This window comes from Paenibacillus sp. SAFN-054, assembly GCF_051966755.1.
GTDB lineage: Bacteria > Bacillota > Bacilli > Paenibacillales > Paenibacillaceae > Paenibacillus_AQ.
The window spans coordinates 666659-692963 of sequence record NZ_JBQCKS010000002.1 but is presented as its reverse complement, the minus strand read 5'-3'; the positions used below and the strand labels follow the sequence as shown (position 1 = coordinate 692963).

General features: G+C 53.3%; 24 protein-coding genes. 21 read left to right on the top strand and 3 right to left on the bottom strand.

Features of this window, described 5'->3' with window-relative positions; all coding sequences use genetic code 11:
• Positions 1 to 4 precede the first annotated feature (4 nt).
• The gene (locus ACTHPM_RS14600) at positions 5 to 1354 is read right to left on the bottom strand and encodes an Nramp family divalent metal transporter (RefSeq protein WP_440395636.1); all 1350 of its coding nucleotides are present in this window, start codon (positions 1352 to 1354) and stop codon (positions 5 to 7) included.
• Positions 1355 to 1554: 200 nt separating this feature from the next.
• On the opposite strand from ACTHPM_RS14600, the gene ACTHPM_RS14595 reads away from it, so the two are divergent.
• From ACTHPM_RS14595 to ACTHPM_RS14535, 13 genes are all read left to right on the top strand, one after another.
• A complete protein-coding gene (locus tag ACTHPM_RS14595; RefSeq protein WP_440395637.1) occupies positions 1555 to 1974 on the top strand; it encodes an organic hydroperoxide resistance protein in 420 nt (139 codons plus the stop codon).
• Between the two features lie 217 nt (positions 1975 to 2191).
• Positions 2192 to 2476 (top strand): hypothetical protein, encoded by a 285-nt coding sequence (locus ACTHPM_RS14590; protein WP_440395638.1) that lies wholly within the window; start codon positions 2192 to 2194, stop codon positions 2474 to 2476.
• A 147-nt stretch (positions 2477 to 2623) separates the two neighbouring features.
• Complete coding sequence (locus tag ACTHPM_RS14585; RefSeq protein ID WP_440395639.1) at positions 2624 to 3049, top strand: thiol-disulfide oxidoreductase DCC family protein; 426 nt, start codon at positions 2624 to 2626, stop codon at positions 3047 to 3049.
• A gap of 266 nt (positions 3050 to 3315) precedes the next feature.
• A complete protein-coding gene (locus ACTHPM_RS14580) occupies positions 3316 to 4434 on the top strand; it encodes a hypothetical protein (protein ID WP_440395640.1) in 1119 nt (372 codons plus the stop codon).
• Positions 4427 to 5674, top strand: coding sequence for a CpaF family protein (locus tag ACTHPM_RS14575; protein ID WP_440395641.1), 1248 nt, complete (start codon positions 4427 to 4429; stop codon positions 5672 to 5674). Before ACTHPM_RS14580 ends, ACTHPM_RS14575 begins: the two co-directional genes overlap by 8 nt.
• Entirely contained in the window at positions 5671 to 6537 is an 867-nt protein-coding gene (locus ACTHPM_RS14570; protein ID WP_440395642.1) for a type II secretion system F family protein, read from the top strand. The genes ACTHPM_RS14575 and ACTHPM_RS14570 overlap by 4 nt, the downstream gene beginning before the upstream one ends.
• A 38-nt stretch (positions 6538 to 6575) precedes the next feature.
• Positions 6576 to 7424, top strand: a complete 849-nt coding sequence (locus ACTHPM_RS14565; RefSeq protein WP_440395643.1) for a type II secretion system F family protein — start codon at positions 6576 to 6578, stop codon at positions 7422 to 7424.
• Positions 7425 to 7436: 12 nt separating this feature from the next.
• On the top strand, positions 7437 to 7628 hold the full coding sequence (locus ACTHPM_RS14560) for a Flp1 family type IVb pilin (RefSeq protein ID WP_440395644.1): 192 nt from the start codon (positions 7437 to 7439) through the stop codon (positions 7626 to 7628).
• A gap of 7 nt (positions 7629 to 7635) precedes the next feature.
• Positions 7636 to 8298, top strand: coding sequence for a TadE family protein (locus ACTHPM_RS14555; RefSeq protein WP_440395645.1), 663 nt, complete (start codon positions 7636 to 7638; stop codon positions 8296 to 8298).
• A 24-nt stretch (positions 8299 to 8322) separates the two neighbouring features.
• Entirely contained in the window at positions 8323 to 10557 is a 2235-nt protein-coding gene (locus tag ACTHPM_RS14550; protein WP_440395646.1) for a TadE/TadG family type IV pilus assembly protein, read from the top strand.
• A 13-nt stretch (positions 10558 to 10570) separates the two neighbouring features.
• Positions 10571 to 11551, top strand: a complete 981-nt coding sequence (locus ACTHPM_RS14545; protein ID WP_440421587.1) for a TadE/TadG family type IV pilus assembly protein — start codon at positions 10571 to 10573, stop codon at positions 11549 to 11551.
• 53 nt (positions 11552 to 11604) lie between these two features.
• Positions 11605 to 12117, top strand: a complete 513-nt coding sequence (locus tag ACTHPM_RS14540; protein ID WP_440395648.1) for an A24 family peptidase — start codon at positions 11605 to 11607, stop codon at positions 12115 to 12117.
• Positions 12118 to 12261: 144 nt separating this feature from the next.
• Positions 12262 to 14184 (top strand): DUF6382 domain-containing protein, encoded by a 1923-nt coding sequence (locus ACTHPM_RS14535; RefSeq protein ID WP_440395649.1) that lies wholly within the window; start codon positions 12262 to 12264, stop codon positions 14182 to 14184.
• Here the strand turns inward: ACTHPM_RS14535 and ACTHPM_RS14530 are convergent.
• A complete protein-coding gene (locus ACTHPM_RS14530; protein WP_440395650.1) occupies positions 14163 to 15074 on the bottom strand; it encodes a TIGR01777 family oxidoreductase in 912 nt (303 codons plus the stop codon). The genes ACTHPM_RS14535 and ACTHPM_RS14530 overlap by 22 nt on opposite strands.
• Positions 15075 to 15204: 130 nt before the next feature.
• Positions 15205 to 15675: a DUF2621 family protein gene (locus ACTHPM_RS14525; RefSeq protein ID WP_440395651.1), complete on the bottom strand. Its 471-nt coding sequence runs from the start codon at positions 15673 to 15675 to the stop codon at positions 15205 to 15207.
• Positions 15676 to 15796: 121 nt separating this feature from the next.
• Between ACTHPM_RS14525 and ACTHPM_RS14520 the strand changes: the two genes are divergently transcribed.
• The 8 genes from ACTHPM_RS14520 to ACTHPM_RS14485 all read left to right on the top strand — a co-directional run bounded on the left by ACTHPM_RS14520 (position 15797) and on the right by ACTHPM_RS14485 (position 26291).
• The gene (locus ACTHPM_RS14520; protein WP_440395652.1) at positions 15797 to 16918 is read left to right on the top strand and encodes a deoxyribonuclease IV; all 1122 of its coding nucleotides are present in this window, start codon (positions 15797 to 15799) and stop codon (positions 16916 to 16918) included.
• Positions 16919 to 16964: 46 nt separating this feature from the next.
• Positions 16965 to 17861: a formyltetrahydrofolate deformylase gene (gene purU, locus ACTHPM_RS14515; protein ID WP_440395653.1), complete on the top strand. Its 897-nt coding sequence runs from the start codon at positions 16965 to 16967 to the stop codon at positions 17859 to 17861.
• Between the two features lie 395 nt (positions 17862 to 18256).
• On the top strand, positions 18257 to 20656 hold the full coding sequence (locus tag ACTHPM_RS14510) for a DUF7408 domain-containing protein (RefSeq protein WP_440395654.1): 2400 nt from the start codon (positions 18257 to 18259) through the stop codon (positions 20654 to 20656).
• Positions 20653 to 21582 carry an ABC transporter ATP-binding protein gene (locus ACTHPM_RS14505; RefSeq protein ID WP_440395655.1) on the top strand — a complete coding sequence of 310 codons (930 nt, stop codon included), beginning with the start codon at positions 20653 to 20655 and terminating at the stop codon, positions 21580 to 21582. The genes ACTHPM_RS14510 and ACTHPM_RS14505 overlap by 4 nt, the downstream gene beginning before the upstream one ends.
• A complete protein-coding gene (locus ACTHPM_RS14500; RefSeq protein ID WP_440395656.1) occupies positions 21579 to 22520 on the top strand; it encodes an ABC transporter permease in 942 nt (313 codons plus the stop codon). Before ACTHPM_RS14505 ends, ACTHPM_RS14500 begins: the two co-directional genes overlap by 4 nt.
• A gap of 55 nt (positions 22521 to 22575) precedes the next feature.
• Positions 22576 to 24291 carry a phage tail tape measure protein gene (locus ACTHPM_RS14495; protein WP_440395657.1) on the top strand — a complete coding sequence of 572 codons (1716 nt, stop codon included), beginning with the start codon at positions 22576 to 22578 and terminating at the stop codon, positions 24289 to 24291.
• Between the two features lie 93 nt (positions 24292 to 24384).
• Positions 24385 to 25374: an AAA family ATPase gene (locus tag ACTHPM_RS14490; protein WP_440395658.1), complete on the top strand. Its 990-nt coding sequence runs from the start codon at positions 24385 to 24387 to the stop codon at positions 25372 to 25374.
• The gene (locus ACTHPM_RS14485; protein WP_440395659.1) at positions 25371 to 26291 is read left to right on the top strand and encodes a DUF58 domain-containing protein; all 921 of its coding nucleotides are present in this window, start codon (positions 25371 to 25373) and stop codon (positions 26289 to 26291) included. Before ACTHPM_RS14490 ends, ACTHPM_RS14485 begins: the two co-directional genes overlap by 4 nt.
• Positions 26292 to 26305 lie beyond the last annotated feature (14 nt).

Sequence of the window (26305 nt, the reverse complement as noted above, 5' to 3'; positions counted from 1 at the left end):
AGGATCAGCCCATAAAGGTCTGATAAATAAGAAAGAGATTCAGCACGACGATAATGGCGGAAACGCTCCAGGCGAGGATTTTCACCCACGTTCTGTTGACGAATTTGCCCATGATCTTCTTGTCTCCGGTAAATTTGACGAGCGGAATGACCGCGAACGGAAGCTGGAGCGACAGAATGACCTGGCTGAGAATCAGCAGCTCCTCCGTTCCCTTCTCGCCGGAGATGATCGTCACGATGACGGCGGGAATGATGGCAATCAGTCTCGTGATCAGCCGGCGGAGCCATTGGGGGAGCTTGATATCGAGAAACCCCTCCATGACGATCTGGCCTGCCAGGGTACCTGTCAGCGTCGAGTTTTGGCCGGAAGCAAGCAGGGCAACGGCAAATAAAATGCTTGCGAGCGTCGTTCCCACCAGCGGGGTCAGCAGGTGATATGCATCGCTGATGTCGGCGACCTCCGTCATCCCCGCTTTGTGGAATGTCGCTGCAGAGACGATCAGGATCGCCGCGTTAATGAACAGCGCCACTGTCAGGGCAATTGTGGAATCCCAGGCGGAGAAGCGAATGGCCTGCCGTTTGCCTTGGTCCGTATTTTCGTACTGCCGGGTCTGTACGATAGAAGAATGCAAATACAGATTATGCGGCATGACCGTCGCGCCCAGTATCGCGATGGCGATGTACAATTTTTGATGGTCGGTGATCAGGTCGGCGGTCGGAATGAATCCGGCAAAGACGCTGGCTGCATCCGGCTTCGCCAGCCACAGATCGACGCCGAAACACGCGCCAATGGTCAGCACAAGCACGATGACCAGTGTTTCGATCGCCCGGAATCCCTTATGCTGCAGAAGCAGGATCAGCAGGACGTCCACTGCGGTAATCAGCACGCCGTAGAGCAGCGGTATGCCGAAAAGGAGCTTGAGCGCGATGGCCGATCCGATCACCTCCGCCAGGTCGCAGGCGGCTATTGCGAGCTCGCATAGGAGCCAGAGGCCGATGGTAACCGGTCTGCTGTATTGGCTGCGGCAGGCTTGGGCGAGATCATGGCCTGTGACGATGCCGAGCTTGCTGGCCAGCGACTGAAGCAGCACGGCCATCAGGTTGGACAGCAGGATGACGGCCAGCAGCGAATATCCAAATTGGGAGCCGCCCGCAATATCCGTCGCCCAGTTGCCCGGGTCCATGTAGCCGACAGCGACAAGGTAGCCGGGGCCCACAAAAGCTAGAAATTTGCGAAAGGTAGACCCCTTAAGGGGAACCCTCATGGAGTGGTTAAGTTCTGACAGCGAGGACCGTTCCTCTGGCTTGGTCCACGTTTTCGATTTCTTGGAGTCGACCATTCCGGTATCTTTCATCTATATCACACCCTTGATTGCGATTATTCTTATATATTAAACAGGTTACTATTCATTGTACTCACTCAAATATGTTTGTCTAGGGAAACTTTTATGCGGTTATACAATTTATATGAATGAAAAGCCGCTCAGGTTTCAAATGGGGCGTACTGCTTTAATGAAAGGAGTAGGTTATTTTCAGGAAAAAGGAGACGGTGAAGATGGAAGCACTATACACAGCTACAGCGACAGTTCGTGGCGGACGTGAAGGTTCGATCGCATCATCCGACGGAGTCCTGAAGCATGATCTCAGCATGCCCAAAGAGCTGGGAGGCTCCGGCGGCAGCGGCACCAACCCCGAGCAGCTTTTCGCGGCAGGCTACGGTGCCTGCTATGAAAGCGCGCTTGCCAATGTGGCCCGTAAAGAAGGCGTGAAGCTCCAGGACGTGGAGATTCATTCGAATGTAATGATTGGCAAGGACGAGAGCGATGGAGGATTCCGCCTGGCTGTCCGCATGGACATCAAAATGCCGGGAATCGAGCGCTCCCAAGCGGAGGATCTTGCCAAGAAGGCGCATGAATTCTGCCCCTATTCCAAAGCGACGCGCGGCAATATCGACGTGGAGCTGAATGTTGTATAACGGGTGCGTAAGCGGCCGAAAGTTATGTTTGAAAAACCGGTACCGGTTGGCGTAGCCTCCGGCCGGTTTTTTGGCCATAATTGGACATAAACTGCATAGCGGCAGGCGATTTGACGTAACCTTTTATTGACATGAAGTTTAAAATTCTTTAATATGTCTAGGTACTTGATACTTGATTAGTGTTCAAGGCAAGAAATTTATATAAACGGGTGATGATATGTCTTACAGACCAGTGATTGCGAACATGAAGGAAGCCAGCAGCAACGAGCAAAGCGGATTGTATGAATTTATTCTCAATCTGGCTGACGGAACCGTGTGCCGCGTGTTCTATAGCCGTTTTCCGGAATGGAAAATGACAAACATCAGCCGATTGCAAAAAACGCCTTGTCCTGTGTGCCGCAAAGATTTCATCTGCAAATGCATCGAGAGTTACAAAGGCGAGCTGACTCAGCAAATCGAAGAAAACCAATGGATCGACAAGGCGCTGGCTGCTGCCAAGTAATCTGCCGAACCAAAGATACAGGCGCGGGAAGCTACCCGGGCTTTTTTCTTTTTGTCTTGATTTTTTGGCAGGGATGCGGGTTAATCCCTATATAGCTTGATATATTAAGGGTTGCGTACGATACTTAAGTCCAGGAGGTGCCTAAGGATGAAGGATCAACACGGGCCGGAGACGGGGAGCATCGAGAGGATCGTACTTATAGACGGAGTATGCCATTTATGCCAGGGACTTACGCGCTTTATTATCGAACGGGACCCGCATGCCAAATTCCGGTTCGCTTCGCTGCAATCCGATATTGGCGCCGAGCTGCTGAAAAAGGGCGGCCTGCCCCCGGATGAGGTGGACACGGTGGTCCTTATCGAGGATGGACAATACTATGTTCGTTCGGCCGCGGTACTGCGAATTTTCCGCCAAATGAGAATGCCCTGGCCGCTCCTGTATATCTTTGTTATCTTACCGCGGCCGCTGCGGGACACGATGTATAGATATGTCGCCCGTAACCGATACCGTTGGTTCGGTAAAGACGAACAGTGCTTGCTTCCGACGCCGGAACTGCGAAAGCGGTTTTTGTAAAGGGCTTCCGATGGCCGTCTTGAGACCTTGGATTTAAAATGTAGATATTTTACACTTTTTGTATTGTTTTTCATCCGAGGATATGATAAATTCCTAATTGAGATCAATCCCATAAAAAGGAACTAAGGTATGTTTAGTTCCATTTATCAAGCTGATAACGGAAGCACCGTTTCTTCAGCCGCTAAGCGCGGCTGCGAGACGGTGTTTTTTTATGCTGTGAAAAGGAGGGAGTGGGCCTGACGGTAGCATATAAGGTAGTTCTTGCTGTGAAAGAACCGCAGTATCTGGAGGCGCTTCATCATTATGTGCATGTGAGTGATCGCGGCAGCTCGCTGCGGATCATCGGTTTTACAAGGACGGATTCTTTTCTGGAATATATGAACGGAGAAGAACGGCTGGATCTGGTCGTGGGGGATGCCGAGCTGCTGGAGCCCTGGCTTGGGGGAGCGAAGGAAGGAGCATGCGCTTGGAGGCGGCTTGGGACCAGGGATGTTGGAAAGGATGAAATCGCGAAATACCAGCCGCTGCCTTCCCTGATCGATGCCATGCTGCAAGCCTGCCATAATGGCGTTATACGTACGCCTGCGCACGCATACGAAGGGACGGGAGCCGTCACCATAGGCTTTGTTTCCGGGGTTGGAGGAAGCGGAAAAACGATTGCAGCGGTCAATATGGCCAAGCAGCTCGGGGGAATGGGGCTTTCCGTGTTTTATCTCAATCTGGAGTTGCTGAACAGCAGCGCCGTCTTTGCGAGACCGAACCGAAAGGCCGAGGATGCTCAAGGCTTGCCGAGGCTTCTCTACGACATGAAGGCCGCCGCGGATACGAAAAGCACGGAGACGTTAGCTGTGGAGCTTTACGTGTCTGCCCATCCGGCGCTGAAATGCGACTGGTTTGAGCCGGTGGAGAACCGGAATGAAATTGTCCAGCTTCGCAAGCCGGACGTGATCAAGCTGCTTCATCTGATCGCAGGCAGTGGGGGATACGATGTGGTGATTGTAGACACCGATTCCGGAATGAACGAACGGACGGAGGCAGTGATGGAAGGGTGCAGGCATCTGATCTGGATGATGCTGGACGACTTGGTCCATATGTTCAAGAGCGGGCAGCAGTTGTCGTACCTGCAGCGAAGCGGAGATCACGAATACGCATCTTGGGCGTCGAAAAGCCGCTATATCGTCAATCGTTATACGGGTGAGCTGGCGAATCCGCTGCCCGATTCGGTTCGCGGAATCGACGGAGTGCTGCCTTATATCCCTTCATGGAAGCAGAACTCTCACGCGGATCTGCTGCTCAGCTCGCCTATTTACCAGCGCGATATACTGAAGCTTTGCCGGGAATTGCTCGGCGATAACCTGGAGGCAGGAGTGAAGGCTTATGGATGATGAGCTGTTCAGGCGGTTTCGAGGAGAAGTCAGGGCGGGATTGGATATTACCTCCGCGCTGGATAACAGCGAGCTGATGAAATATATCGAACGCTCCGTTCTCGGCCGCAGAGAAGTGCTCGAGCTGACCGCGACCGCTAAGAGGAAGCTGGTCCGGCGCATTTATGACTCGTTCCGGGGACTTGATATTTTGCAGCCGCTTGTGGACGATCCGGCCATCACGGAGATTATGGTCAACAGCCACCGCGATATTTTTATCGAGCAGCATGGAGCGGTTACGAAGCTGCCGCTGGAATTCGAATCCCAGACCCGGCTGGAGGATATTATTCAGACGATCGTATCCGGCGTGAACCGGGTCGTCAATGAGTCCTCTCCAATCGTGGATGCCCGGTTAAAGGACGGGTCCCGCGTTAATATCGTTCTGCCTCCCATTGCGCTGAAGGGACCGACGATGACGATCCGCAAGTTTCCGGAGAAGCCGATGACCATGGAGGATCTGGTGCAGAGGGGGGCGCTGGGCGAGGATGCCTCTGTATTCCTGCAAAAGCTGGTGGCAGGGAAATACAACATTTTTATCAGCGGTGGAACGGGGTCTGGCAAAACGACCTTCTTGAACGCTCTATCGCAGTTCATTCCATCGGACGAGCGGGTCATTACCATCGAGGATTCGGCGGAGCTGCAGATCGTGACGGTACCGAACCTGGTCGCGATGGAAACGAGGAATGCCAACACCGAGGGCAGGGGCGAAATTGCGATCCGGGATCTGATCCGCTCTTCCCTGCGGATGCGTCCCAACCGGATCGTTGTCGGCGAAGTGCGCGGAAGCGAGGCGCTGGATATGCTGCAGGCGATGAATACCGGCCATGACGGAAGCTTGTCCACGGGGCATGCGAACAGCACGCGCGACATGATCAGCCGATTGGAGACGATGGTATTGAGCGGAGCGGAGCTGCCGATCGCCGTCGTTCGCCAGCAGATCAGCTCCGCAATCGATATTTTTGTTCATTTAACGAGATTGCGGGACAAATCGCGAAGGGTGGTGGAGATTAGCGAGGTGATAGGCATGGAGAAGGGGGAAGTGGTTTTACACCCTTTGTATCAATTTCGGGAAACGGGGGAGCTGGACGGCAGGGTGGTCGGGAAGCTGGAACCGCGCGAGCTTTTGCAGAATCGGGACAAGCTGCGGATGGCTGGTATTGCATATGAGCCCCCGATGACCGTGAAGGAGACGGCGGTATGAAGTCAGGACCAGCGACGATGGGACGGAGAGAGTCCGATGTTCAAGGCGGAAAGGCGCAGGTCAGGAACGATACACCGGTGAAGCGTCCAGCCGGAAGGGTTAAGTCAACCGGAAAAAGACCGCTCCCCGATTACAGCACGTACGATCTGAGCGGTTTGCAGAGGATGCTGTGCGTTGCAGCCGGAGCGGCGATGTTTATGGGGATCGGCTATCTTTTTTATCATCAATGGATCATTGCACTGGTGCTTTCCTTTGGTGGCCTGCTTGTGCCGCGCTTCTGGAGAAGTCATATGCTGCAGCGCAGGCGTACGGCACTGAACCTGCATTTTAAGCAGGCGCTGTATTCGATATCCTCTTCTCTTTCGGCCGGGCGCTCCGTTGAAAATGGATTTCGCGAGGCGATTCAGGATTTGCGCATGCTGGATCCAGACGCGGAGAATGACCTGATAACAGAGCTTTCCATTATCAGTGCGAGAATGGAATACGGGGAGCCCATCGAGGAGGCGCTGCATGATTTCAGCCGCCGGGCATGCATGGAGGACATTACGAATTTTGCGGATGTGTTCACGACATGCAAAAGAACCGGAGGGGATCTGGTTGAGGTCATCCGTCGGACTTCTTCCATTATTGGCGAGAAGCTGGACATCCAGCAGGAAATTGCTGTACTTGTCGCCCAGAAGAAATTCGAATCCAAGGCACTGCTCGCTGCCCCGATCCTCATGCTGGTGTTCATGAATCTGACGTCGGGGGATTATATGAAGCCGATGTTCAGCGGCATGGGAATGATCATTTCCACGTTCGCTCTGCTCGGGCTTGCAGGCTGCCTGTTATGGATCATCAAGATCATGAATATCAAAATCTAAAACGGGGTGAGGTCGTGAAGCTGCTTTCTGTCCTAGTCATGGTTCTGCTAGCAGGTGGTTATCTGGTGCTGAACCGAATCAGCGGCGACAAATACAGAACCATTGCCAAGCTCCCCATGGAGGGACTCAGGCTGAAGATGCTGGTTCCTCCAATGCTGTACATATTGGAAAGATTCAAGGTCACGACAAAGTTCCCGTTGTTCTTCTTCAAGATTCAACGTTCGGTGCAGAAACTGTACGGACAGCGTCACAGTGGGGAAAAGACTCTATTATATGTAGGCGAGATGATGTGCTACGGCTGGCTGCTGATGATCATGGGCTGTTTGTTGACGCTGCTCATGGGGGAAGCAACGGGGCTGGTCATTGGCGGAGTTCTTGGCTTGCTGCTGCCTGCAGCGATGATCAAGGATATGCACAGCAAGGTGCAAAAACGTGACCATGATATTTTGATGGAACTGCCCGAGCTGCTGAGCAAGATCGTTCTTTTGGTAGGGGCGGGCGAGACGGTACAGAAAGCGATCAGCCACTGCGTGATGAGAAAGAGGCAGGAGAAGAACCATCCGCTGTACCGTGAGCTGATCCGCATGACCGATGATCTGGAGGGTGGATACTCCTTTCAGCAATCCTTCGAAAATTTCAGCAAGCGCTGTGCAGTGCAGGAGGTTTCGATATTCACGACCACGGTGCTGCTTAATTTCAGACGGGGCGGGAGCGACTTCGTCATGGCATTGTCGGATTTGTCCCGGGTTCTTTGGGAGAAGCGGAAAGCCATAACGCGCACAAGGGGAGAGCAAGCATCTTCCAAGCTGATCTTCCCCATGGTCGTCATTTTTGTAATTGTGATTGTTTTGGTAGGAACGCCCGCATTTATGATGATGAATATGTAGGAGGATGAACTTATGTTAACGATGGCATGGGAAAAAGCAAAGGGGTTTTGGAAGCAGGAGGACGGGCTCGGCATGCTGGAAATGATCCTGATCATTGCGGTTATCATTATCATTGCCGTGCTGTTCAGGGATCAGCTGTATGATCTCGTTAAAAGATTGATCGGAAAAGTGGATCAAAAGAGCAATGAAGTTTTCGAGAAGTAGGCTCTTCATGAAACATAGCGAGGGAAGCTTCACGGTTGAAGCTTCTCTTGTGCTCCCTATCGTCCTGTTGATTACGATTATTCTGATGTTCTTTTGCTTATATGTGTACCAGATGAGCTTTCTTCATCAAACGGCTTCCGCAGTGGCCGAGCGCGCTGCTTACAGCTGGGACAACAGCCACAAGGATGCGTCCACCGGCGCAGCAGAAGAGGGGCAATACGATTCGCTGTACTGGAGGCTGGCCGATGACGGGATGCTCGGCGCGCTTATTGGCTCGGGTGGATCGTCGCGGAAGCAGGCGACAGCCCTTCCGCCTGGTGAAGATGAAGGCGGTGCGCTGCCTATTATTAAAATGAACAAATCGGGAAGCATGGTACCTTCGGAGATGAAGGGTGAGATCAGCGTGCAAAATACGATTCTGCAGCGGAAGGTCACGGTAGGCTTATCCCGAATGCTCTCGCTGCCTCCGCTGGATGCCATGCTGGAAGGAGGCTCGAATGCGGAGACCTATGCCAATTCCGTTGTGGTGGAGCCCGTTGAGTTTATACGCACGGTCGATCTAATGAGATATTACGGGTCGAAATTCAAAGGTTCTTCGGATGCGAATGGACATATCGATCAGGGCCAGGCCAAGCAGGTATTGGACAAATTCAAGTCTGCAGGCAAGTAAGGAATTGCGAAAAGGAGGACCGTGATGTTTGCGAAAAGAAGGTCGGAAAGCGGCTCCGTCTCGGTATTCTTAATTATGATTTTGGCTTTTATTTTCGCTTTTGTGGCTCTTTTCATCGACTATGCCCGCATCGCTGCCATGAAGGCCCAAAGCGAGCGGCTTGCCCATGCCGCGGTACGGTCGGTCATGTCCTCCTATGATCCGGAGCTGCAGGAGAAGTATGGGTTGTTCGCTTACGGGGAGCAAAGCGGCGACCAAATTATGGCAGGCGTCCTGAACAGCAGCATGGAGAAGGGGCAGCGAAGTGATGGATTTGATGTGCTTCCGATGGAGCTGGACAGCTCGGGCCTTCAAATGGACAGAATGCTGGGCGAATACGATATTTTCAATCGCGAAATCGGGGAGGAAATGAAGTATAAGGCACCGATCGACTTCACCTTGGAAATACTGGGCAAATTTAAACCGTTGTCCACCTCCATGAAGGAGGCTTCCGACACGGTGGATGTGCTCCGCAAGCTGCAAAAGCTGTATGACAAAAGGGAGGCGGCGCTTGATCAGATGCTGGCCAAGCAGGAAAAGGCGGCGAAGAGCACGGACGGCATACCGGGCATTCTAATGGGGCTGTACTCCGCGTCCATCGCGAATGAGACCCTTGGCGCTTCACGCGTCTCAGCAGCTGCCGGCATTGCGGCTCAATATGACGATTACGTCACCAAATCAAATGAGGATGCCAACCGGGATGAGGATGAAGAGCCACAGTATGCCGACGAAATCGATGACTATCAGAACGATTCGGCGGAGGTACGCTCCCGGTTGGACACTAGTCACCGCTTAGCTTTGGACAGCCATGACAAGCTTTTGCGGGAAGCACTTCAGGCATGGCAGGAAGCCTATGATCAAAACGAAAAAATGAAAGAGGTTATTGCGGCTTCCGAAAGCCGTACGGAAAGCGCGGGGTATGGTGAAGTATCCAAGGGCAGCATTCCCGGGGAAGCCCCGGAAAGCAGCGGCGGCGATGCGGATACGATTCGCGGATTACGGGGGCAAACTGAGAAATTGCTGCTTTCCGAAAGTCTGCTGAACGATCTTCGGGATGAAATCGACAACCAAATGGGGGAGTATCAGATGGCAGACCGGGAACTTGCTGAGGCGCTATCGGCGCTTGGAGCTTCTTCCGGTCTTAGCGGAGATTCAGGCCGCATGAAAAGCGACGTCATTTCGGCACGCAGGGCCATCGATGCCTACATGCTCTCGTATGCCGGGTCCGGCTCGGACAATAAACTGCTCCAAGAGAAAGCCATGCTTAACCAGCATCGCGCTTCGGATAAGGAAAGGAAGGAGAAGGAGAAGCAGGGAAAGGCGAAATTGAAGGATGCGGCTAACATCATGGAGCGGATCAACGAGCTCGACAAAAAGGCCAAGGGTTATATGGAAGAGTTCAAAACGCTCCAAACCTATTATGATGACAGCATGGCCTTCAACAAGCAGATTGGCGATGGGGATTATCAGGGGGCTGACCTGGACAACGATCCTTACGATGCCGGCAAGTCTGCAATGAATGATATGGATGGACTGTACGGAGCCATGGCAGGAATACTGTCGGGTCTTAAAGATGAGATGTTTCAAAATGAATATGCAGCCCTTTATTTCAAACATTTTGACATCGGCAGCCTGAAGGATGCGGTGAAACAGCCGCAGACGGAACTGGGAGATGCCGTTGTGGATCAATTAAGCGTCAAGAATCAGGAGCTGGAATACATATTGTACGGCTTTCACAATCCGGTAGGAAACGTCTCGGCAGCATATGCGGAAATTTTCGCATCCCGGCTTGCGATCCGGACGATGGAGGGATTGGTCAAAAACAGCAGTCTCGGCAACCCTCTGCTCATACTCGCCGCAGCGCTGCTGTACGGAATTGAGATGGCTATTGCCGATATGATTACGCTTTGCGAGACAGGCTCGGTCGAGCTTTCCAGCTATATGAAGGTGAAGATAACGTACCGTGATTACCTCAGGCTCTTCCTGCTTATACACAGTAACAACCAGAAGAAAATGTCACGCATGCTGGCTTTGATCCGCTTCAATACGGGGATTAACCCCGCGGAACGGGCCACGTACGCTTCGGGAGAAGTGAAGGTCGGCATGAGACTGTGGTTTCTTCCTGGCGTCATGAAAATGATCGGATATGCCGGAGGAAGCCCGGACGAAGTGGAAGGAAACCGATATTATGCGGTCAAACAAGCGGATTATTCATACTAGCAGCAATCTCATCATGCGGGTGGGACGCATCAAAGCCTTGATAAGAGGGCGTAAGCGGAACCGAGACGGTCAGCAAGGAAGTATCGTGGTCGAAGCCTCGATCGTCATGCCGATGTTCGTATTCTTTGTAATCTTTCTGATTTATATGGTACAGATGACCTTGATTTCGACGGCGCTGCAGAGCACCGTATCCGATACGGTCAAAATGGTGTCGTCCCATATGTATCCCGTCGCGCTGGCCGTTGAGCAGAAGTCACCCGAGAAGGAAGAGAACGAAAAAGAGCCTGCAGGCAGCTGGAGTATTCCAAAGCTGTCGCTTGGCGACTGGGCCGCCCAATATACGAGCGCGCTGCCGACTCCCTTGAAGGAATGGATGGACGGCGCAGTGGCCAGGGCAGATGAACCGCTGCAGGATCTGAAGAACCAGGCGGCCGAAGCCGTCCTGGATCCCGTGATCAAGCCTATTTTGAAGCCATACATGGAGAGCAGGCTGCTGGACTACGATAGGGTGCATGTATCCAATATTCAAATTCCGAACCTAAAAACCCGCACGGATCCGTACTTCGGCATTGAAGTCAGCTATGAGCTGCCGATGAAGGTGCCGTTCCTGAATAAAACCATCGTGCTTCAAGCCAAAGCCCAGGAACGGCTGTGGATCGGTGAAACGGACACGATGCCGACAGAGGGCAGCGGGGAATCCGATTCGGACGAAAAGGCAATAGAAATTCTCGAGAAGCCGGACCCGGCATATGTGGGAAAACGGGCAAAAGTTCGCATCAAGATGACGCCAGGCACCTCTGCGAACCTATCCGTATTTTATAAAAGCGGACAAAGCACAGCTAAGTACTTGGGCGAAAAACAGGCGGATGCGGAAGGATACGTGGAGTGGGAATGGTTTGTAGGCACCAACACGACACCAGGCACCTGGCCCTTTGTCATCACGACCTCAGACGGGCAGAAGACCGAGGTTATGTTTACCGTGGTAAAAGGGTGAGCCTGGATGAGATGGCAAGCAAAGGTTGGAGTTGAAAAGGGGGATAGCGGAGAATGGAATTTTCAATATGGGGCTGTGCGCTGATCGTCACGGCCGCCTTTGTTACGGATATCCGGACCATGAAGATCCCGAACTGGCTTACGCTGACCGCGGTGGTAAGCGGTATCTTATTTCATACGGCAGCAGAAGGACTTCAAGGATTAGCCTTCTCCGCTAAAGGACTCGGTATAGGCTTCGCCGTGTTGCTGCTCATGCATGTGATGGGTGCCGTTGGCGCTGGCGACGTCAAGCTGTTTGCCGGCATCGGCGCTTGGCTCGGAGCGCTTCTTACCCTGCAGTGTCTGGTATATTCGGTGCTCTGCGCAGGTATGATCGGGATCTTGATCCTGCTGTGGAGAAGGGAAATGCTGCAGAGACTGCGGCAAATCGTGCTCAGCATATCCGGTGCATTGATCTTGAAAAGCCCGAGAGTCTTGAAGGCGGGGAAGGAGCAGCAGCTGCGTTTTCCGTTTATGTTAGCCGTATTTCCGGGCTTCGTAATCGCTTGTATGTATGCTTTTCTATGAACTGCAACTTTGCGTTAAAGATTAGCCGCATCTTTGTTAACCGAGCAGCCGTTCACAAGCATGCCCATAAGTTCATTCTATACACCGGGGTGAATCCAATTGTTAGGTTTAACGAGAGACTTTATACAGCAGGATCGGACATTCATGGTATTGTCGCGAGCCGAAGGGATCCGTTCGGAAGAGCTTAGCACAGTTGAGCTTTCCATGATATCGGCTGCCAAGGTGCCGCATTTCTTGCCGATGCATGCAAAGGAGGTGGATCTGCAAGTAACGCTTCGCTACGACATTACCGAAAAAAAGATGCTGTCGCATATGCTGAAAAGCGAGAGAATCAACATGACCGAGTACTACGGTTTGCTGCTGCAGGTGGCGGAAACACTGGAGCAAAGCATTCTGTACATGCTTCAGCCCGCAAAATATGCGCTGAACGAGGATTATATTTTTGTGGATGGATCTCTTCAGGAAGGGACGCTCTATCTTACCTATATTCCGCTTGAACAAACAGAGGGATTAACTACGCTCGGCGTTGGTTTGAAGGAGCTGGTGACGAAGTGTATGGCATCAGTCACCGAACTAAGCGGCGGAGGCGTTCAGCAGCTTCTACAGTACACAACCTCTGAACAGTTTACCTTGAACGGATTCAAGAGGCTGCTGCACCGGCTATTATCCACCGAGAGTGACTACCATACATCCTTGTCCCCATCGGATTCTGCGAGTGTACATCCTCGTCCAGAGCACACTTCGGCGAACGCATTACGGGGAGCGGGAAATACAAGGTGGAACCAGCCGCCGCATTCGCTGCAGGCCGAGTCCGGGCCTGGCCTTCACGGGGCTGAGGCGGAACGGGTGAGTTCAGGGGCTCATGAGCAGCTGCTGAATCGGGGGAGAAGGCCGGATGCAGCCGAGGAGCATTTTTTTCCGGTAGACCGTAAGAGTCGAAGCCAGGTGAATCAGGAAGATGACATTGTCGTCCCCGATTTCCTGAAGAGGTGGGACGCAGGAGTGCCCGGGCCAGAGGGGGAGACCGATGCAGCTGACAGGGAACCTAAATCAGCCTCCTCCCGCAGAACCTATATTGCCTTGGGCTGCCTGCTTGTTGCTGCACTGGTGTGGAGAATGCTGTACATGTCCTCCCCGAGCAGCGGAAAGCTGATCCTTTGCGTATTGCTTACCCTGATTTTAGCTGTCATTGCGTTCTTGTCCTGGACCGGCAGGATCCTGGAATCCAGCAGCCAGGCAGCAGCTGAAACGTCTTTTGATGCACTGCCCGATTTCGGCTCAAGCGACCTATCATCCGGTGCCAAACGAAGCAAAGGGCGCCTTCGTTTTGAGGTTGAGCCGCTGACCGGATTTTTTAGAGGGACACCGAAGAAGGGTCCCCAAAGTCATTCTGAGATCGATGCTTCGGACAAGGAACCGGATTGGAAATGGAAGCTTCCTCCTGCTCCGGTTCAAGCGGGTGCAGAGCGCAGCGAAACCGGGATCGGAGAAGGGCTAAACCGTGTGAGAAGCGTAATGGATGGCGGCTTAAGGGGCAGCCAGCATGGCAACGCTGACCATGAAATGACGATTTCGTCCCGAAACGAGCGCCTTTGGAATTATGCCGGCGTCGGAGCGGAAGCAAAGGAATCGGACCCAGGAGAACGAAAGGAAGGATTCGGACAAAAGACGGAATGGCTTGATGCGGGGAAGGCAGGGGCGACCGTACTGCTGAGTCGTTCGGATACAGGAAACGGCATGGCATCATCACCGGCAGCGCCTTTCTATTACTTGCTGCGCGAAGGGGAAGAAGGATTGGGGGCCGAGCGTATTGATCTGAGGCAGCAGCATTTTGTCATTGGGCGCTCCGAAGAAGTATCGCAGTACGTGGAAAGCTCGGTGGGAGCGTCCCGTGCGCATGTGGAGCTGAGCCGGTCTGAAGATGGAGGGTATCTCATCAAAGACCTCGGCTCGAAAAACGGCACGCGTCTGAAAGGAGAGGCTATGGTGCCTTATAAGGAATATCCGCTTCAGGACGGGGATCAGTTTACCATCGTGAAAGGAGCTTATACGTTCCGCTCCGCCTGATTATCACTTAAATGCTCAAGAGCCTTATCCAGCGTAGGGAATTTAAAATGAAAGCCATGCTTTACGATTTTGTCAGGAATGACGCGCTGTCCTTCCAGAATAATCAACGACAGCTCTCCCAGAACCGTTCTCATCAGGAAGGCTGGTACGGGGAACCAGTGGGGACGATGATATGTCCTGCCCACGGTCTCTCCGAAACGATTATTGGTAACAGGCTCCGGCGCAGTGGCGTTGACCGGTCCGTCTACTTCGGGATGGGTAATGCAGAATTCGATCAGCCGGACCATGTCTTGCAGATGAATCCAGGAGACCCACTGTTTGCCGCTGCCGAGTCTTCCTCCAAAGCCAAGCTTATACGGAAGCTTCATGAGCGGGAACGCTCCTCCGTTATTTCCCAGAACAACCCCGGTTCGGAGCTTGATCAGGCGAACGTTCTGAATCTGGTCAGAGGCATCCTCCCATTCCTGAACGACGGATGAGGGGAAATCGACGACATGATGCGGGCTTTCTTCACTGAAGGTATCGTTCAGAGAAGTCCCGTAAATGGCAATAGCTGAAGCTTGGACGACGACCTCGGGTTTTTCATGGAGGGCCTGGACCAGCCTGGCGACGGCCTGAACGGTTTTCATTCGGGACTCGATAATGCTGTGCTTGGCCCTTGGCGTCCAGCGCTGATTGAGGGAAGCACCTGCCAGATTGACGATTGCCTTCGTTCCTTCCAGGAGCACGGGGCTGGCTTCAACTTGGTCCCATGTCAGGTACTTGACACCAGCCTGCCCGGAGTCCGGTACTCTTCGTGTAATAACAACGACTTCATGCCCTTGTCGCTGCAAATGCTCGGTGAGCGCCTTTCCGATAAAGCCGGTCCCGCCGCAAATCGTAATTTTCATAAGCCGGTACGCTCCTCTGCCTTAAGTTTTGGATGCAAAAGCCCCCTGGCGCGGCATCAGACTGATGAAATGGTACATTTCTTCAATTTGATGCTCCTGCCAAGGGGCTTGTCGTTTGCAGGTCATGAACCTACTTTTGCATCAGATGTTCATATGGTTTGTAATCGATCTGGTTTTTGTTAAGGAATGCGACCAGGAACTTGTTGTCCCGTTTCGGCGTGGCGGATATATAACCTTTGATGCAGTGATCTCGGGTTACCTCCTTGGCCTGTTCTTCCAATGCGATTCTGCCGATCTCAGCCGCGATGGAGTGTTTGGCGATATCACGGAACGGTCCGGGTACGGGCTTGACCAGTCTGTCCAGAAATTCCTTGGAATCATCCGTCCACAGGTGGCGGCTGGTTTCAACCCAGTGATTCTGCCAGTCCAGCTTGGACTTGCCGTCATTCTTGGGAAGTACCTTCAGAAATTTGCGGATCATAAAGTATCCGCCGATGCACATCGAGATCAGTAGGAGAACCGCCCATATGACGACGGAATCCATAAACATATCGGAGGGCATGGATGAGGACAGAAGCCTCGCGCCCCAGGAGCTATGCATGTGGTTCACCTCTAGGATTATCTTCAAATCATTAAACCTTTTTCTGAATTATAACGCATTTCTAGATTTATTTCAGCTTTCACGCTAAAATAAGGGATAATTCTAAAGAGGGGGATGGATTATGCTTAAAATCGGTTCTCATGTGTCCTTTTCGGACAAGGGACTACTCAGCGCAACCAACGAAGCCAACACTTATGGATCGAGCTCGTTTATGATATATACCGGCGCGCCGCAGAATACGCGCCGCAAACCGATTGAATCGATGTTTCTGGAGGAAGGCAAGCAGTTAATGAAGGAAAGCGGGTTCGAGGAAATCGTCGTTCATGCGCCTTACATTATTAACCTCGGTTCGTACAAGCCGAACACGTTCGAGCTCGCGGTCAGCTTCCTGCAAGAAGAGATTCGCCGCACACATGCCATTGGCGTGAAGAATATCGTGCTGCATCCGGGTGCATTCACCGATAAAGATCCGGAATACGGCATTCAGCGGATTGCCGACGGTTTGAATGAGGTGCTCGACGGAACGAATGAAACGGAGGTCCATATCGCGCTGGAAACAATGGCCGGCAAAGGCACGGAGATGGGTCGTACCTTTGAGGAGATTGCGAGCATGATCGAAAAGGTGAAGCATAACGAACGCCTGACGATTTGCTTGGATACCTGCCACATTCATGACGCTGGCTACGATATCGTAAATGATCTGGATGGCGTGCTCGAGGAATTCGACCGGATTATCGGCCTGGACCGGATTGGCGTCGTTCATATCAACGACAGTAAAAATCCGCGCGGGGCGGGCAAAGACCGCCATACTCCTATCGGAACCGGCTGGATCGGCTTCGATACGATCAACAGCGTCGTGCACCACGAGAAGCTGGCAGGCAGACCTTTCATTCTGGAGACGCCGTGGATCGGCAAGGATGCCAAAACGCAGTGTCCGATGTACGAAATTGAAATCGCGCTTCTGCGCGGCAATGTATCAGAACGCTTCGGTCCCGACTTCATTCAGGAGGTCGAAGACCTGCATGACTTTTTTGCCAAGCAGGAAATGGATCCGCGCCAGTTCGTGCTGGACACGTGGACGCTGCTCAAGAATGACGCCAAAGCGAAAAAGGCCGATTCCCGCGAGCCGCTGGAGCGTCTGTACGATATGGTGACAGAAGCGGGTGTTTTCCCGGATCTGACGGAGAAGCAGATTAACGAGCGTCTGATTGCCTGTCTGGCAGGCAAAGAAGCTCTTAAATAAATACAATATATGTAGAGAGATCGTACGAGGGAGGAACAGGAGTCTCATGGAACTACACGTCAAAAAGAATACATCATCGCAAGTACATCAAAACCGTGCGCGCATGCTCATTTCCTGTCCGGATGGACCTGGAATCGTCGCAGCCGTTTCGCATTTTCTTCATCAGCATGGAGCCAACATCGTTCAATCCGATCAGTATACGATGGATCCCAAGGGCGGCATGTTTTTTATGCGGGTCGAGTTTGACCTTGCCGACCTGGAACAACGGCTGCCGGAACTGGAAGAGAAGTTTGCGGAAGTCGGGAACAAATTCAGCATGGAGTGGAAGATTCATAATGTCAGCCGCAAGAAAAGACTGGCCATTTTCGTATCCAAGGAGGATCACTGTCTGGTGGAGCTGTTGTGGCAATGGCAGGCAGGCGATCTCGATGCTGAAATCGCGATGGTGGTCAGCAATCATCCGGACATGAAGGAGTATGTCGAGTCCTTCGGTATTCCGTATCATCATGTTCCGGTGACAGCCGATACGAAGAAGGAGGCCGAACAGCGGCAGCTGGAAGTCGTCGGCAGCGATATCGATGTCATTATTTTGGCGCGTTACATGCAGATCATTTCTCCGACCTTCATCGAGCATTACCGGAACCGGATCATTAACATTCATCACTCGTTTCTCCCGGCCTTCGTCGGCGGCAAGCCTTACGCCCAAGCCTATGATCGCGGCGTGAAAATCATCGGGGCGACTGCCCACTATGTAACTGAGGTGCTGGACGGCGGTCCGATCATCGAGCAGGACGTGCAGCGCGTGAGTCACCGCGACGACGTGAGCGAATTGAAACGAATCGGCCGCACGATTGAACGGGTCGTATTGGCAAGGGCCGTAAAATGGCATATCGAGGACCGGATTCTGGTTCATGACAATAAAACGGTCGTGTTCAACGGCTAAGCATTGTGGAAATGCGTCATACAATTAGGAAACTTACACAAGCCTGCTTCGAAGGAAGCGGGCTTTTATTATAGAATCTATAAATTTTCAGTGAAGCGGAGCAATTCTATCTTTGTAAGTAAAAACAACATCATCATGCGTCCTGTCTACTTTGAAGATAAGCCGCTAGACATTTTTCTCGTGAGCCGGATCCGCTGTTTAACGGGAATCAAGCCTTGTTCATACGGTTATAAAACCGCGTAATTTAGCATGATTCAGGTTTTGTAAAGGGCTTATGACGAAATTTTCTTTAGAAAATTTTATGAAATTTGAAGTGAACTTTAGAAATGAAACGTCTTTAATATCGTAAGATCAAATCAAGCAACGATTAGAGAGGGGTAGAAAGGTTGTCTTGGATGAATAAGAATATCAGGTGGACGAAGCCAGCTGTATTGGCACTGGCATTCCTGCTGCTGATTCAGCTTGCGCTAGGAACGGGCATGGCTCATGCCGATGACAAGCCTTCCATCGCATTGAAAAGCGAAGCAGGCTATAACGGAATGATGAAGAACGGGACATGGAATCCGCTGAAATTAACCCTGACAAGCAGTCAGGACCTGTCGGGGGATATCGTATTCCAGGTGCTGCAGAATCAATGGGGCAACAGCCCTTCTTCTTATGTGCAGCACGTAGAGCTGCCGAAGGATACGCCCAAAGAGGTTGTCCTCGCCATTCCGGGGCAGCCGTATAACAAGGATAACAACGCGATCCGGTTCTATGAAGGCTCCGTGGAGAAAGGGAAGCTCGTCAACTTTTCAGCGGGCACCGGCTATCTTAATGGCGGCACGTATAACTCGATGAATATAGGCGTTTTGTCGGATGATCCGGATGCGATGAACTTTCTCGCGACCCTTCAGAGCGCGAACTCGAAAATAAGCGTTTTGCACATGAAGCAAAAGGACATTCCGCAAGACCCGATGCTGATGGACGGCATCGACGTGCTGGTCTTTGACCGTTTCGCATCCGACACCCTGGCACCTTCCCAGGTGACGTCGATCGAACAGTGGGTCAAAACCGGTGGCCATCTGATTCTTGCGGGCGGAGCGGCATATTCGAAAACGGCGGCGCCTTTTGCCTCGATTTCTCCGGTAGACGTCAAAGGCACGTTTACAACGACGTCGCTGCCCGAGCTGGAAAAGCTGGGAGCCGTCAAGCAGGGAAGCACCAAAGGAGGGGCTGCCAAGCTTCAATTGGACGGAGAAATCACGCTATCCGACGCAGAGCTGAAAAAGGAGGCAAGCCTGCTGTACACGACGGGTGGCAAGCCGCTGTTCGCAAGCCGGCAGCTCGAGAACGGCAAGGTTCTCTACGCCGCTTATGATGTCACGCAGGAGCCGATCGCTTCATGGTCGGGTCATCCCTCCGTATGGTCTGCGCTGCTCGGCAGCGAGCTTCAATCGAACAATTTTAACGCTATGCGCGGAAACATGAATCCGCTGCTGAACCTGAGCTATGTATTGAACTATTTTCCATCGTTAAACATGCCATCATTTCAGGTTCTTGCCTGGTTAATCGTGATTTATGCCCTGGTGGTCGCCCCGCTGCTGTATCTTCTCCTGAAAAAGGTGGACAAGCGCGAGTGGGCATGGTGGATGATCCCACTGATCGCGGTGATCGCGAGCGGAACGGTATACATGATTGGGGCTTCGGACAAGACGAAGGAACTGGCCCATACACTGAACGTCGTAGAGCTCGACGGGCGCGGACAAGCAAAGGTTAAGAGCGCGACGGCCTTCTTTTCGCCTGGAAGCGGAAATTACCATTTGGAGCTCCCAGCCAATTCATACGTAACGATTCAGCGAGACGGAAGCTCATTCTCGGGTTCCGGCGACAGCCGCAGTTTGGTGGAAGTAGGTTCCAAAGAAACGGGAGTCGAGCTGCTGGATATGCCGCAGTGGTCACTGGCCAAGCTGTGGGTGGAGCAGCGTTCCAAAAATGAAGACTTGGGCCAATTGGACGTCAATCTGTTCATCAACGATAAGGGCGACATCGACGGGAAAGTCGTCAATACAACCTCGAAGGAGCTCGTAAATGCCGGTCTCGTGGTCGGCGGTAAGCTTTATTTGCTGGGGGATATAGGGAAAGGCCAATCCGTATCGCTGGCTTCGGTGACAACCACGAAGAATGTCCGGAACGGATCCTTGGCGATGTCCATGTTCTCGAATTATACGGGCGGAAAGGATCCTTATAACCGCGAAAGGGGCATGCTGGACAACTATCTTCAGAATTCGGGATGGATATCCCAATCGTCATATGTTGTTGCATTCAACAAAGACAAGCTGTTCAACTATACGAATGACGGGCGGAGCATCGACAGCGACCAGCTGAACCTGTGGCTGCAGCCGGTGAGCATCAGCTGGGTACAAAACGGCAAGCTGAACATTCCTTTCGGATTCGTGTCCCCGATCGTCAACCAGGTTTCTTCGCCGAACTGGTACGAGCAGCCGAACGGCACCAGCCATATCGAGCAGGGTTATATCACGTTCGATTACGACGTGCCGGATATGAAGAGCATGAGCGGCGGCAAGCTGAAGCTTCAAAGCAAGAATCCCGGCAATAAAACGGAATATGAAATTTTCAATTACAAAAAGCAGGACTGGGAGCCTATGAAATGGGATGCATCGAAACAGTGGATCGCGGCAAGCCCGAATGAACAGTATGCTTCTCAGGGGCGTATCCGCGTCAAGCTGACAGCCAAGGAAGCGACGGAGCTGATGCTACCCGAGCTTGCGGTAGAGGGGGCACTGAAGCCATGATCGACATCCAGCAATTGAGCAAACGTTACGGTAATTTTGACGCTCTGAAAAATATAAATTTGTATATCCCGGAAGGAACGGTATTCGGATTCGTCGGACCGAACGGCGCCGGCAAGTCGACAACCATGTCCATTCTGGCTACCTTGATGCTGCCGACTTCCGGCGTTGCCAAGGTCGACGGCTTTGACGTGACGCAGCATCCGAAAGAGGTGCGCAAAAGAATCGGGTATATGCCGGACTTCTTCGGGGTGTACGACCAGCTGAAAACGACGGAGTATTTGCATTTTTACGGGGCGAGCTACAACATTCCGCGGAGCGAACGCGAAAAGCTGATTCCGCAGCTGCTCGAACTCGTGAATCTCAGCGATAAAAGCGACGTGTATGTTGACGGACTGTCGCGGGGCATGAAGCAGCGCCTCTGTCTGGCCAGATGCCTCATCCATGATCCGAAAGTGCTTATTCTGGACGAGCCTGCATCGGGCCTCGACCCGAGGGCTCGCATCGAGATGCGTGAAATTTTAAAAGAGCTGAAGCAGATGGGCAAGACGATCATCATTTCCTCGCATATTTTGCCGGAGCTGGCAGAGATGGTGGATGAAATCGGCGTCATCGAGCATGGAGAGATGGTGGCTCAGGGCAGGGTCTCGGACATCCAGGCCAAGCTCCGCGTCAAAAAGGTGCTCCATATCCGAGTGATGGATCGCGATGAGGAGCTGGCTGCCCGCCTGCAGGATGAGGCGATGGTCTCGGCCGTGCTTTCCGACAATACGGGCATCCATGTGCATTTTGGCGGCGGGGATCCGGAGCAGGTACAGCTTCTTCAAAACATCATTTCGTGGGGTTATGCCGTCATTTCCTTCCACGAAGCGCAAACCAATCTGGAGGATGTATTCCTCGAAATCACCAAAGGAGGGCCTGCCGTATGAACTGGAGCCGCAAATGGATAAACCCGGTGCTGGACAAGGAATTCCGCCTGCGAATGCGCACCCCGCGCTCGGCGATATCCCTTCTTGCCTACATTCTGGTGCTCGGACTGGTCGCGCTCGGATTCATTTATATTACGTTGTATCTGGGCAATGACGGGAATCAGCCCTTCAATTCCAGTGCGGGACGCTTGATGTTCTATGTGCTCAGCTTCGCGCAGCTCATTCTGATTGCATTCATGGCGCCGGCATTGACGGCGGGCGTGATCAGCGGCGAGAGGGAAAAGCAGACGCTCAGTATGCTGCTCACGACGCAGCAAAGTTCCTCGACCATTATTTTGAGCAAGCTGTTCTCTTCACTAAGCTTTATGACGCTGATCATTGTGGCGACCATGCCGATTTACAGCATCGTGTTTCTGTATGGGGGCATATCGCTCAAGCAGATGATCTTTATCTTTGTATTCTACCTGTTTGTGATGCTGCTGCTCGGGGCGCTCGGCGTGATGTTCTCGACGCTCTTCAAGCGGACGATGGTGTCGGTCATCGTGACATACGGGGTTGGATTATGCATTTTCCTGTTAACCGGATTGCTGTATTTATTCGCCATGAGCATCGTTCAGCGCAGCTACTATTCACCTCCGACGTCCACCGCGGCGACCTATTCGTGGGTCGGTTATATCCTCGGATTGAACCCGGCGGGCGCGCTGCTTAGTTTGTTTGAACCAGGCTTTTCGAAACAAGCCTTCCTGCTGCGGAACGGCAACCTGAATTCGAATGCTCCGATCCAGCTCTGGCTGGAATTCGTTCTGGTGTACAGCGTGGTCATCATCGCCGCTCTGTGGATCAGCATCCGCCGGATTCGGCCGGTCGCAAGACGCAAACCGAAAGATCAGGAACGTCCGGTATCGACCGTTGAAGCCGGCGCAGGCGATCACTCTTAGACAGGATTTTTTGCTGAAACGTAAAAATAGTTTGTGAATCAAAAGGAGGGAGCTTATGGACGCTATCCGCCACGCGATTGGCAAAGCCCGCTTAAGGCTTCAGCGGTTCCGGTTAATCCGCTACACCCTGTACGGCTTCGCCGCAGGACTCGGCGGTGCCGTTCTGCTGCTGCTCGCTGCCCGGTTCTGGCCTATTCCGTCCTATCGCTCCATGGCGATAGCCGCTATGCTAACGGGAATATTGGCGGGGGCAATCTGGGGGATGCTGTACCGCGTCAAGGAGCATGAGGCTGCGCAGGCGATGGATGCGGCTACGGGGGGAGCCGAGCGAAGCGACATGATGGTAACGGCCCTCGCCTTCGCCGATCAGGAAGGTGCGGCAGTCCGGTGGCAGCGCACACAGGCTGAAGCCTATGGGAACAGCTTTACGGCTCAGCTCAAAAGCAGGATTCCTTCCCCGAGCTATAAGGGAATAGCGATTGCTGCCTGTATTCTTTTCATAGCCGCTGGCGTGCTGTCCCTTCTGCCGAACAAGGTGGACGCCACACTCGCCGAAGCCGCACGCCAGAAGGAGTGGGTTCAGGAACAGCAGAAGAAGACGGAGCAGCTTGTAGAGCAGTTACAGAGTCAGAAGCTGGAGCCGGCCGTGAAGAAGCCGCTGGAGGACTCGCTATCAGCGCTCCAAAAAAAGCTGGCTGCGCAGAAGGATCCGGAAAAGGCGCTTGCTGAGCTTGAAAAGACGATGAAGGAAATGGAAAAAACAGCAGCCAAGCAGGACGCAGCCGTTCAAAATGTAAAGGATATCGGCAAAAAGATGCAGAACGCTCCGAATATGGCATCGCTCGGCAAAAGTCTGGAAAGCGGAAAATCAGATGACCTGAAAAAGTCGATGGAAACGTTCAAGCAGCAGGTGAAGCAGCTGACTCCGGAGCAGAAGCAGCAGCTGCGAGAAGCGCTGAGTAAGCTGGCAGAAGAGGCGGCTAAGAATCCAGAAACCCAGGCGCTGAAGGATGCCTTGAAAAAGACGGAGAAGGCGCTGGCCGAGAATTCAAATGATAAAGAGAAAGACAAGGCGCTGAGCGAGCTGGAGGAGGCTCTTGCCAAAGCGCTGGCTGCCAAGGCGGCGGCTTCCAGCCAATCGGCGGCGGCCTCCGCGATGAGCTCGAAGCTCGCCTCGCAAGGACTTGGGCTGGCTTCGCAAATGACCGCCGCTGGCATGCAGGTATCCGATGAATGGAGCAGCGGCGGCAGCGCGGAAGCACTCGCCATGGCTGAGGATGCAGGTGAAGCCGATCCGCAGGATCGTGATTCGGCAACGTCCGGAACCCGTGGAACCGAGGGCAATGGTTCCGGCGCGGGCAGTAGTAATGGCAGTGGAAATGGTAATGGCAGTGGAAATAATAATGGTAATGGCAGCGGTTCGGGCAATGGCAGCGGCAGTGGTACCGGCAGCGGGCGCGGTTCAGGCGGTTCGGGAGCCGGGGGCTCGGGTGCCGGTCTGGGAGCCGGAGGCCGCGATCTAGTCACGACCCCGCGTAAATTTGCGGGCAGCGGCGATAAGCAGAACGACAAAGGACCGCTCAAAGGCCAGGGCGGCACGATCCAGAAGGGCGGGGTTTCTCCGGCTGTAGACGGAGCCAGCCGTCCATACGAGGAAGTATACAAAGAATACGCGGCAGAGGCCAAAAAATCGCTGGGACGGCAGGAGCTGCCGCAGCAGATGCAGAGCCTTGTCGAGAATTATTTTACGGGAATCAATCCGAATCCGTGAGGAGTCTTCGGGCGGCAGGCGCTTCGTACAGTAGCCGCCGGAAAACGGATGCACCATCATTTCATTTTGGGGAAGCAGGAGGTCCATCAACTTATGCAGGAAACCTTAATCCAACCTGAAGCCTGGAAAGAAACGATATCGCGCGTGCGCGGCCAGATCGGTGAAATCATCGTCGGCCAGCAGGAGGTCGTCGAACAGATGCTTTGGTGCATTTTCGCCGGCGGCCACGCGCTGCTGGAGGGCATTCCGGGACTTGGGAAAACAATGCTTGTCCGCACGATCGCGGACACGCTTGACCTGTCCTTTTCGCGTATTCAGTTTACGCCGGACTTGATGCCGAGCGACATTACGGGAACGCAGATCATGTCCTTCGGTAAACAGGGCGAGACGGGAATGACGTTCCAGAGCGGACCCTTGTTCAGCAGCATCGTACTGGCGGATGAGATCAACCGCGCTACGCCCAAGACCCAGAGCGCGCTTCTGGAAGCCATGCAGGAAAAAACGGTGACGGTCGGCAATGAGACGCACCGGCTGCCCAGCCCCTTCTTCGTATTGGCAACGCAAAATCCGCTTGAGAACGAAGGGACCTATCCGCTGCCGGAGGCGCAGCTCGACCGGTTTCTCCTTAAAATCCTGGTTCCATATCCGAGTGCGGATGAGCTCAAGGAGATCGTGAAGAGAACGACCTCCAACCATGTGCCTGCGATCATGAAACAGGCAGGAGCCGAAGAGCTGTTGGCTATTCAGCATGGGGCGAGGGAAGTACTGGTCGCGGATGAGGTGCTCGATTATGCGGCAAGGCTGCTGATGATGTCGCATCCGGAAGAAGCATCCGCACCGGAAGGCGTCAAAAAATACGTGCGTTTCGGCTCCGGACCGCGGGGCATACAATCCATCATTTCGGCGGGCAAGGTACGGGCGGTGTGCCAGGGCCGAATGCATTTGGCTCAAAGCGACATTAACGCCGTGGCCGTTCCGGCGCTGCGCCACCGGATCTTCCTGAATTTCGAAGGGCAGGCCATGGGCGTAACGACAGACGAGGTCATTAAGGAAATGCTGCAGGCGCTTGGGGCAAGGTCATGATTACAGATCCGCTGCTGCCGCCGGATTGGATGGCGAGACTTGAGCGGCTGTCGCTCGGTTCAGGCAAACGGGTCGCGGGAACCCTGCAGGGCAAGCGTCGTTCGAGCAGGCTCGGGTCTTCGCTCGAGTTCGCCGATTACCGTCCATATGCGCCCGGAGACGATATTCGCCGCTTTGACTGGGGCGTGTACTCGCGGACAGGGAAACCCTTTGTGCGGCAGTTCATGGATGAGCAGGAACTGATGGTCAGCCTTTATATCGACTGCTCGGCCTCCATGGACTTTGGCGGATCATCGGCCGATGGCAGCCAGGGGGAAAATAAGCTGCTGTTCGCCAAAAGGTTGGCTGCGAGTATCGGTTATATCGCACTGTGTTCCTATGAGCGGGTCGGTGCTTACTGCTACAGCAACCGGATAAACGGCAGATTGCCAGTGCTTCGGGGCCGCGGATCCGCCATGAGGTTATTCCGGTTTTTGCAGGAAATGCCCGCAGGGGCGGATGGAAGCTTATCATCGGCACTTGGCGAGCCTGGCGCTGTGCCTCGTTTGAGCGGCATGACCTGGATCTTCTCCGATTTGTGGCTGGACGAGAGCGAGTCGTCGTTCGAAAGCGTCCTCTCCCGCTTGGCAAGCGCCGGGCAGGAAGTCGTGCTTGTGCAGGTGCTGTCGCCGGAAGAAGTGGATCCGGAGCTGAGCGGCGATCTTCGGCTTGTAGACAGCGAACGGAATACCGGCAAGGAAGTCGCAATCACCGGCCGCGTGCTGCAAAGGTATCGCGAGGAATTGTCTCATTACCAGAATGAGCTTCGGAAAATAGCGTCTGAACGCGGCATTTCATATGTTACGCTTTCCAGCGACATGACGCTGCAGGAGGCCGTGTTCGGCGTGTTGGCCGCATCGGGTCTTGTTCGTGCCTGATTCGATGGAATTCG

Excerpts from the sequence above, each read along its gene's own strand:
- ACTHPM_RS14500 (WP_440395656.1), top strand. The coding sequence starts at position 21,579 with ATGAACTGGAGCCGCAAATGGATAAACCCGGTGCTGGACAAGGAATTC.
- ACTHPM_RS14485 (WP_440395659.1), top strand. The coding sequence starts at position 25,371 with ATGATTACAGATCCGCTGCTGCCGCCGGATTGGATGGCGAGACTTGAG.
- ACTHPM_RS14530 (WP_440395650.1), bottom strand. The coding sequence starts at position 15,074 with ATGAAAATTACGATTTGCGGCGGGACCGGCTTTATCGGAAAGGCGCTC.
- ACTHPM_RS14550 (WP_440395646.1), top strand. The coding sequence starts at position 8,323 with ATGTTTGCGAAAAGAAGGTCGGAAAGCGGCTCCGTCTCGGTATTCTTA.
- ACTHPM_RS14495 (WP_440395657.1), top strand. The coding sequence starts at position 22,576 with ATGGACGCTATCCGCCACGCGATTGGCAAAGCCCGCTTAAGGCTTCAG.
- ACTHPM_RS14545 (WP_440421587.1), top strand. The coding sequence starts at position 10,571 with ATGCGGGTGGGACGCATCAAAGCCTTGATAAGAGGGCGTAAGCGGAAC.
- ACTHPM_RS14565 (WP_440395643.1), top strand. The coding sequence starts at position 6,576 with ATGGTTCTGCTAGCAGGTGGTTATCTGGTGCTGAACCGAATCAGCGGC.
- ACTHPM_RS14540 (WP_440395648.1), top strand. The coding sequence starts at position 11,605 with ATGGAATTTTCAATATGGGGCTGTGCGCTGATCGTCACGGCCGCCTTT.
- ACTHPM_RS14575 (WP_440395641.1), top strand. The coding sequence starts at position 4,427 with ATGGATGATGAGCTGTTCAGGCGGTTTCGAGGAGAAGTCAGGGCGGGA.
- purU (WP_440395653.1), top strand. The coding sequence starts at position 16,965 with ATGGAACTACACGTCAAAAAGAATACATCATCGCAAGTACATCAAAAC.
- ACTHPM_RS14510 (WP_440395654.1), top strand. The coding sequence starts at position 18,257 with ATGAATAAGAATATCAGGTGGACGAAGCCAGCTGTATTGGCACTGGCA.
- ACTHPM_RS14560 (WP_440395644.1), top strand. The coding sequence starts at position 7,437 with ATGTTAACGATGGCATGGGAAAAAGCAAAGGGGTTTTGGAAGCAGGAG.
- ACTHPM_RS14490 (WP_440395658.1), top strand. The coding sequence starts at position 24,385 with ATGCAGGAAACCTTAATCCAACCTGAAGCCTGGAAAGAAACGATATCG.
- ACTHPM_RS14520 (WP_440395652.1), top strand. The coding sequence starts at position 15,797 with ATGCTTAAAATCGGTTCTCATGTGTCCTTTTCGGACAAGGGACTACTC.
- ACTHPM_RS14600 (WP_440395636.1), bottom strand. The coding sequence starts at position 1,354 with ATGAAAGATACCGGAATGGTCGACTCCAAGAAATCGAAAACGTGGACC.
- ACTHPM_RS14505 (WP_440395655.1), top strand. The coding sequence starts at position 20,653 with ATGATCGACATCCAGCAATTGAGCAAACGTTACGGTAATTTTGACGCT.
- ACTHPM_RS14570 (WP_440395642.1), top strand. The coding sequence starts at position 5,671 with ATGAAGTCAGGACCAGCGACGATGGGACGGAGAGAGTCCGATGTTCAA.
- ACTHPM_RS14535 (WP_440395649.1), top strand. The coding sequence starts at position 12,262 with ATGGTATTGTCGCGAGCCGAAGGGATCCGTTCGGAAGAGCTTAGCACA.
- ACTHPM_RS14555 (WP_440395645.1), top strand. The coding sequence starts at position 7,636 with ATGAAACATAGCGAGGGAAGCTTCACGGTTGAAGCTTCTCTTGTGCTC.
- ACTHPM_RS14585 (WP_440395639.1), top strand. The coding sequence starts at position 2,624 with ATGAAGGATCAACACGGGCCGGAGACGGGGAGCATCGAGAGGATCGTA.
- ACTHPM_RS14590 (WP_440395638.1), top strand. The coding sequence starts at position 2,192 with ATGTCTTACAGACCAGTGATTGCGAACATGAAGGAAGCCAGCAGCAAC.
- ACTHPM_RS14525 (WP_440395651.1), bottom strand. The coding sequence starts at position 15,675 with ATGCATAGCTCCTGGGGCGCGAGGCTTCTGTCCTCATCCATGCCCTCC.
- ACTHPM_RS14595 (WP_440395637.1), top strand. The coding sequence starts at position 1,555 with ATGGAAGCACTATACACAGCTACAGCGACAGTTCGTGGCGGACGTGAA.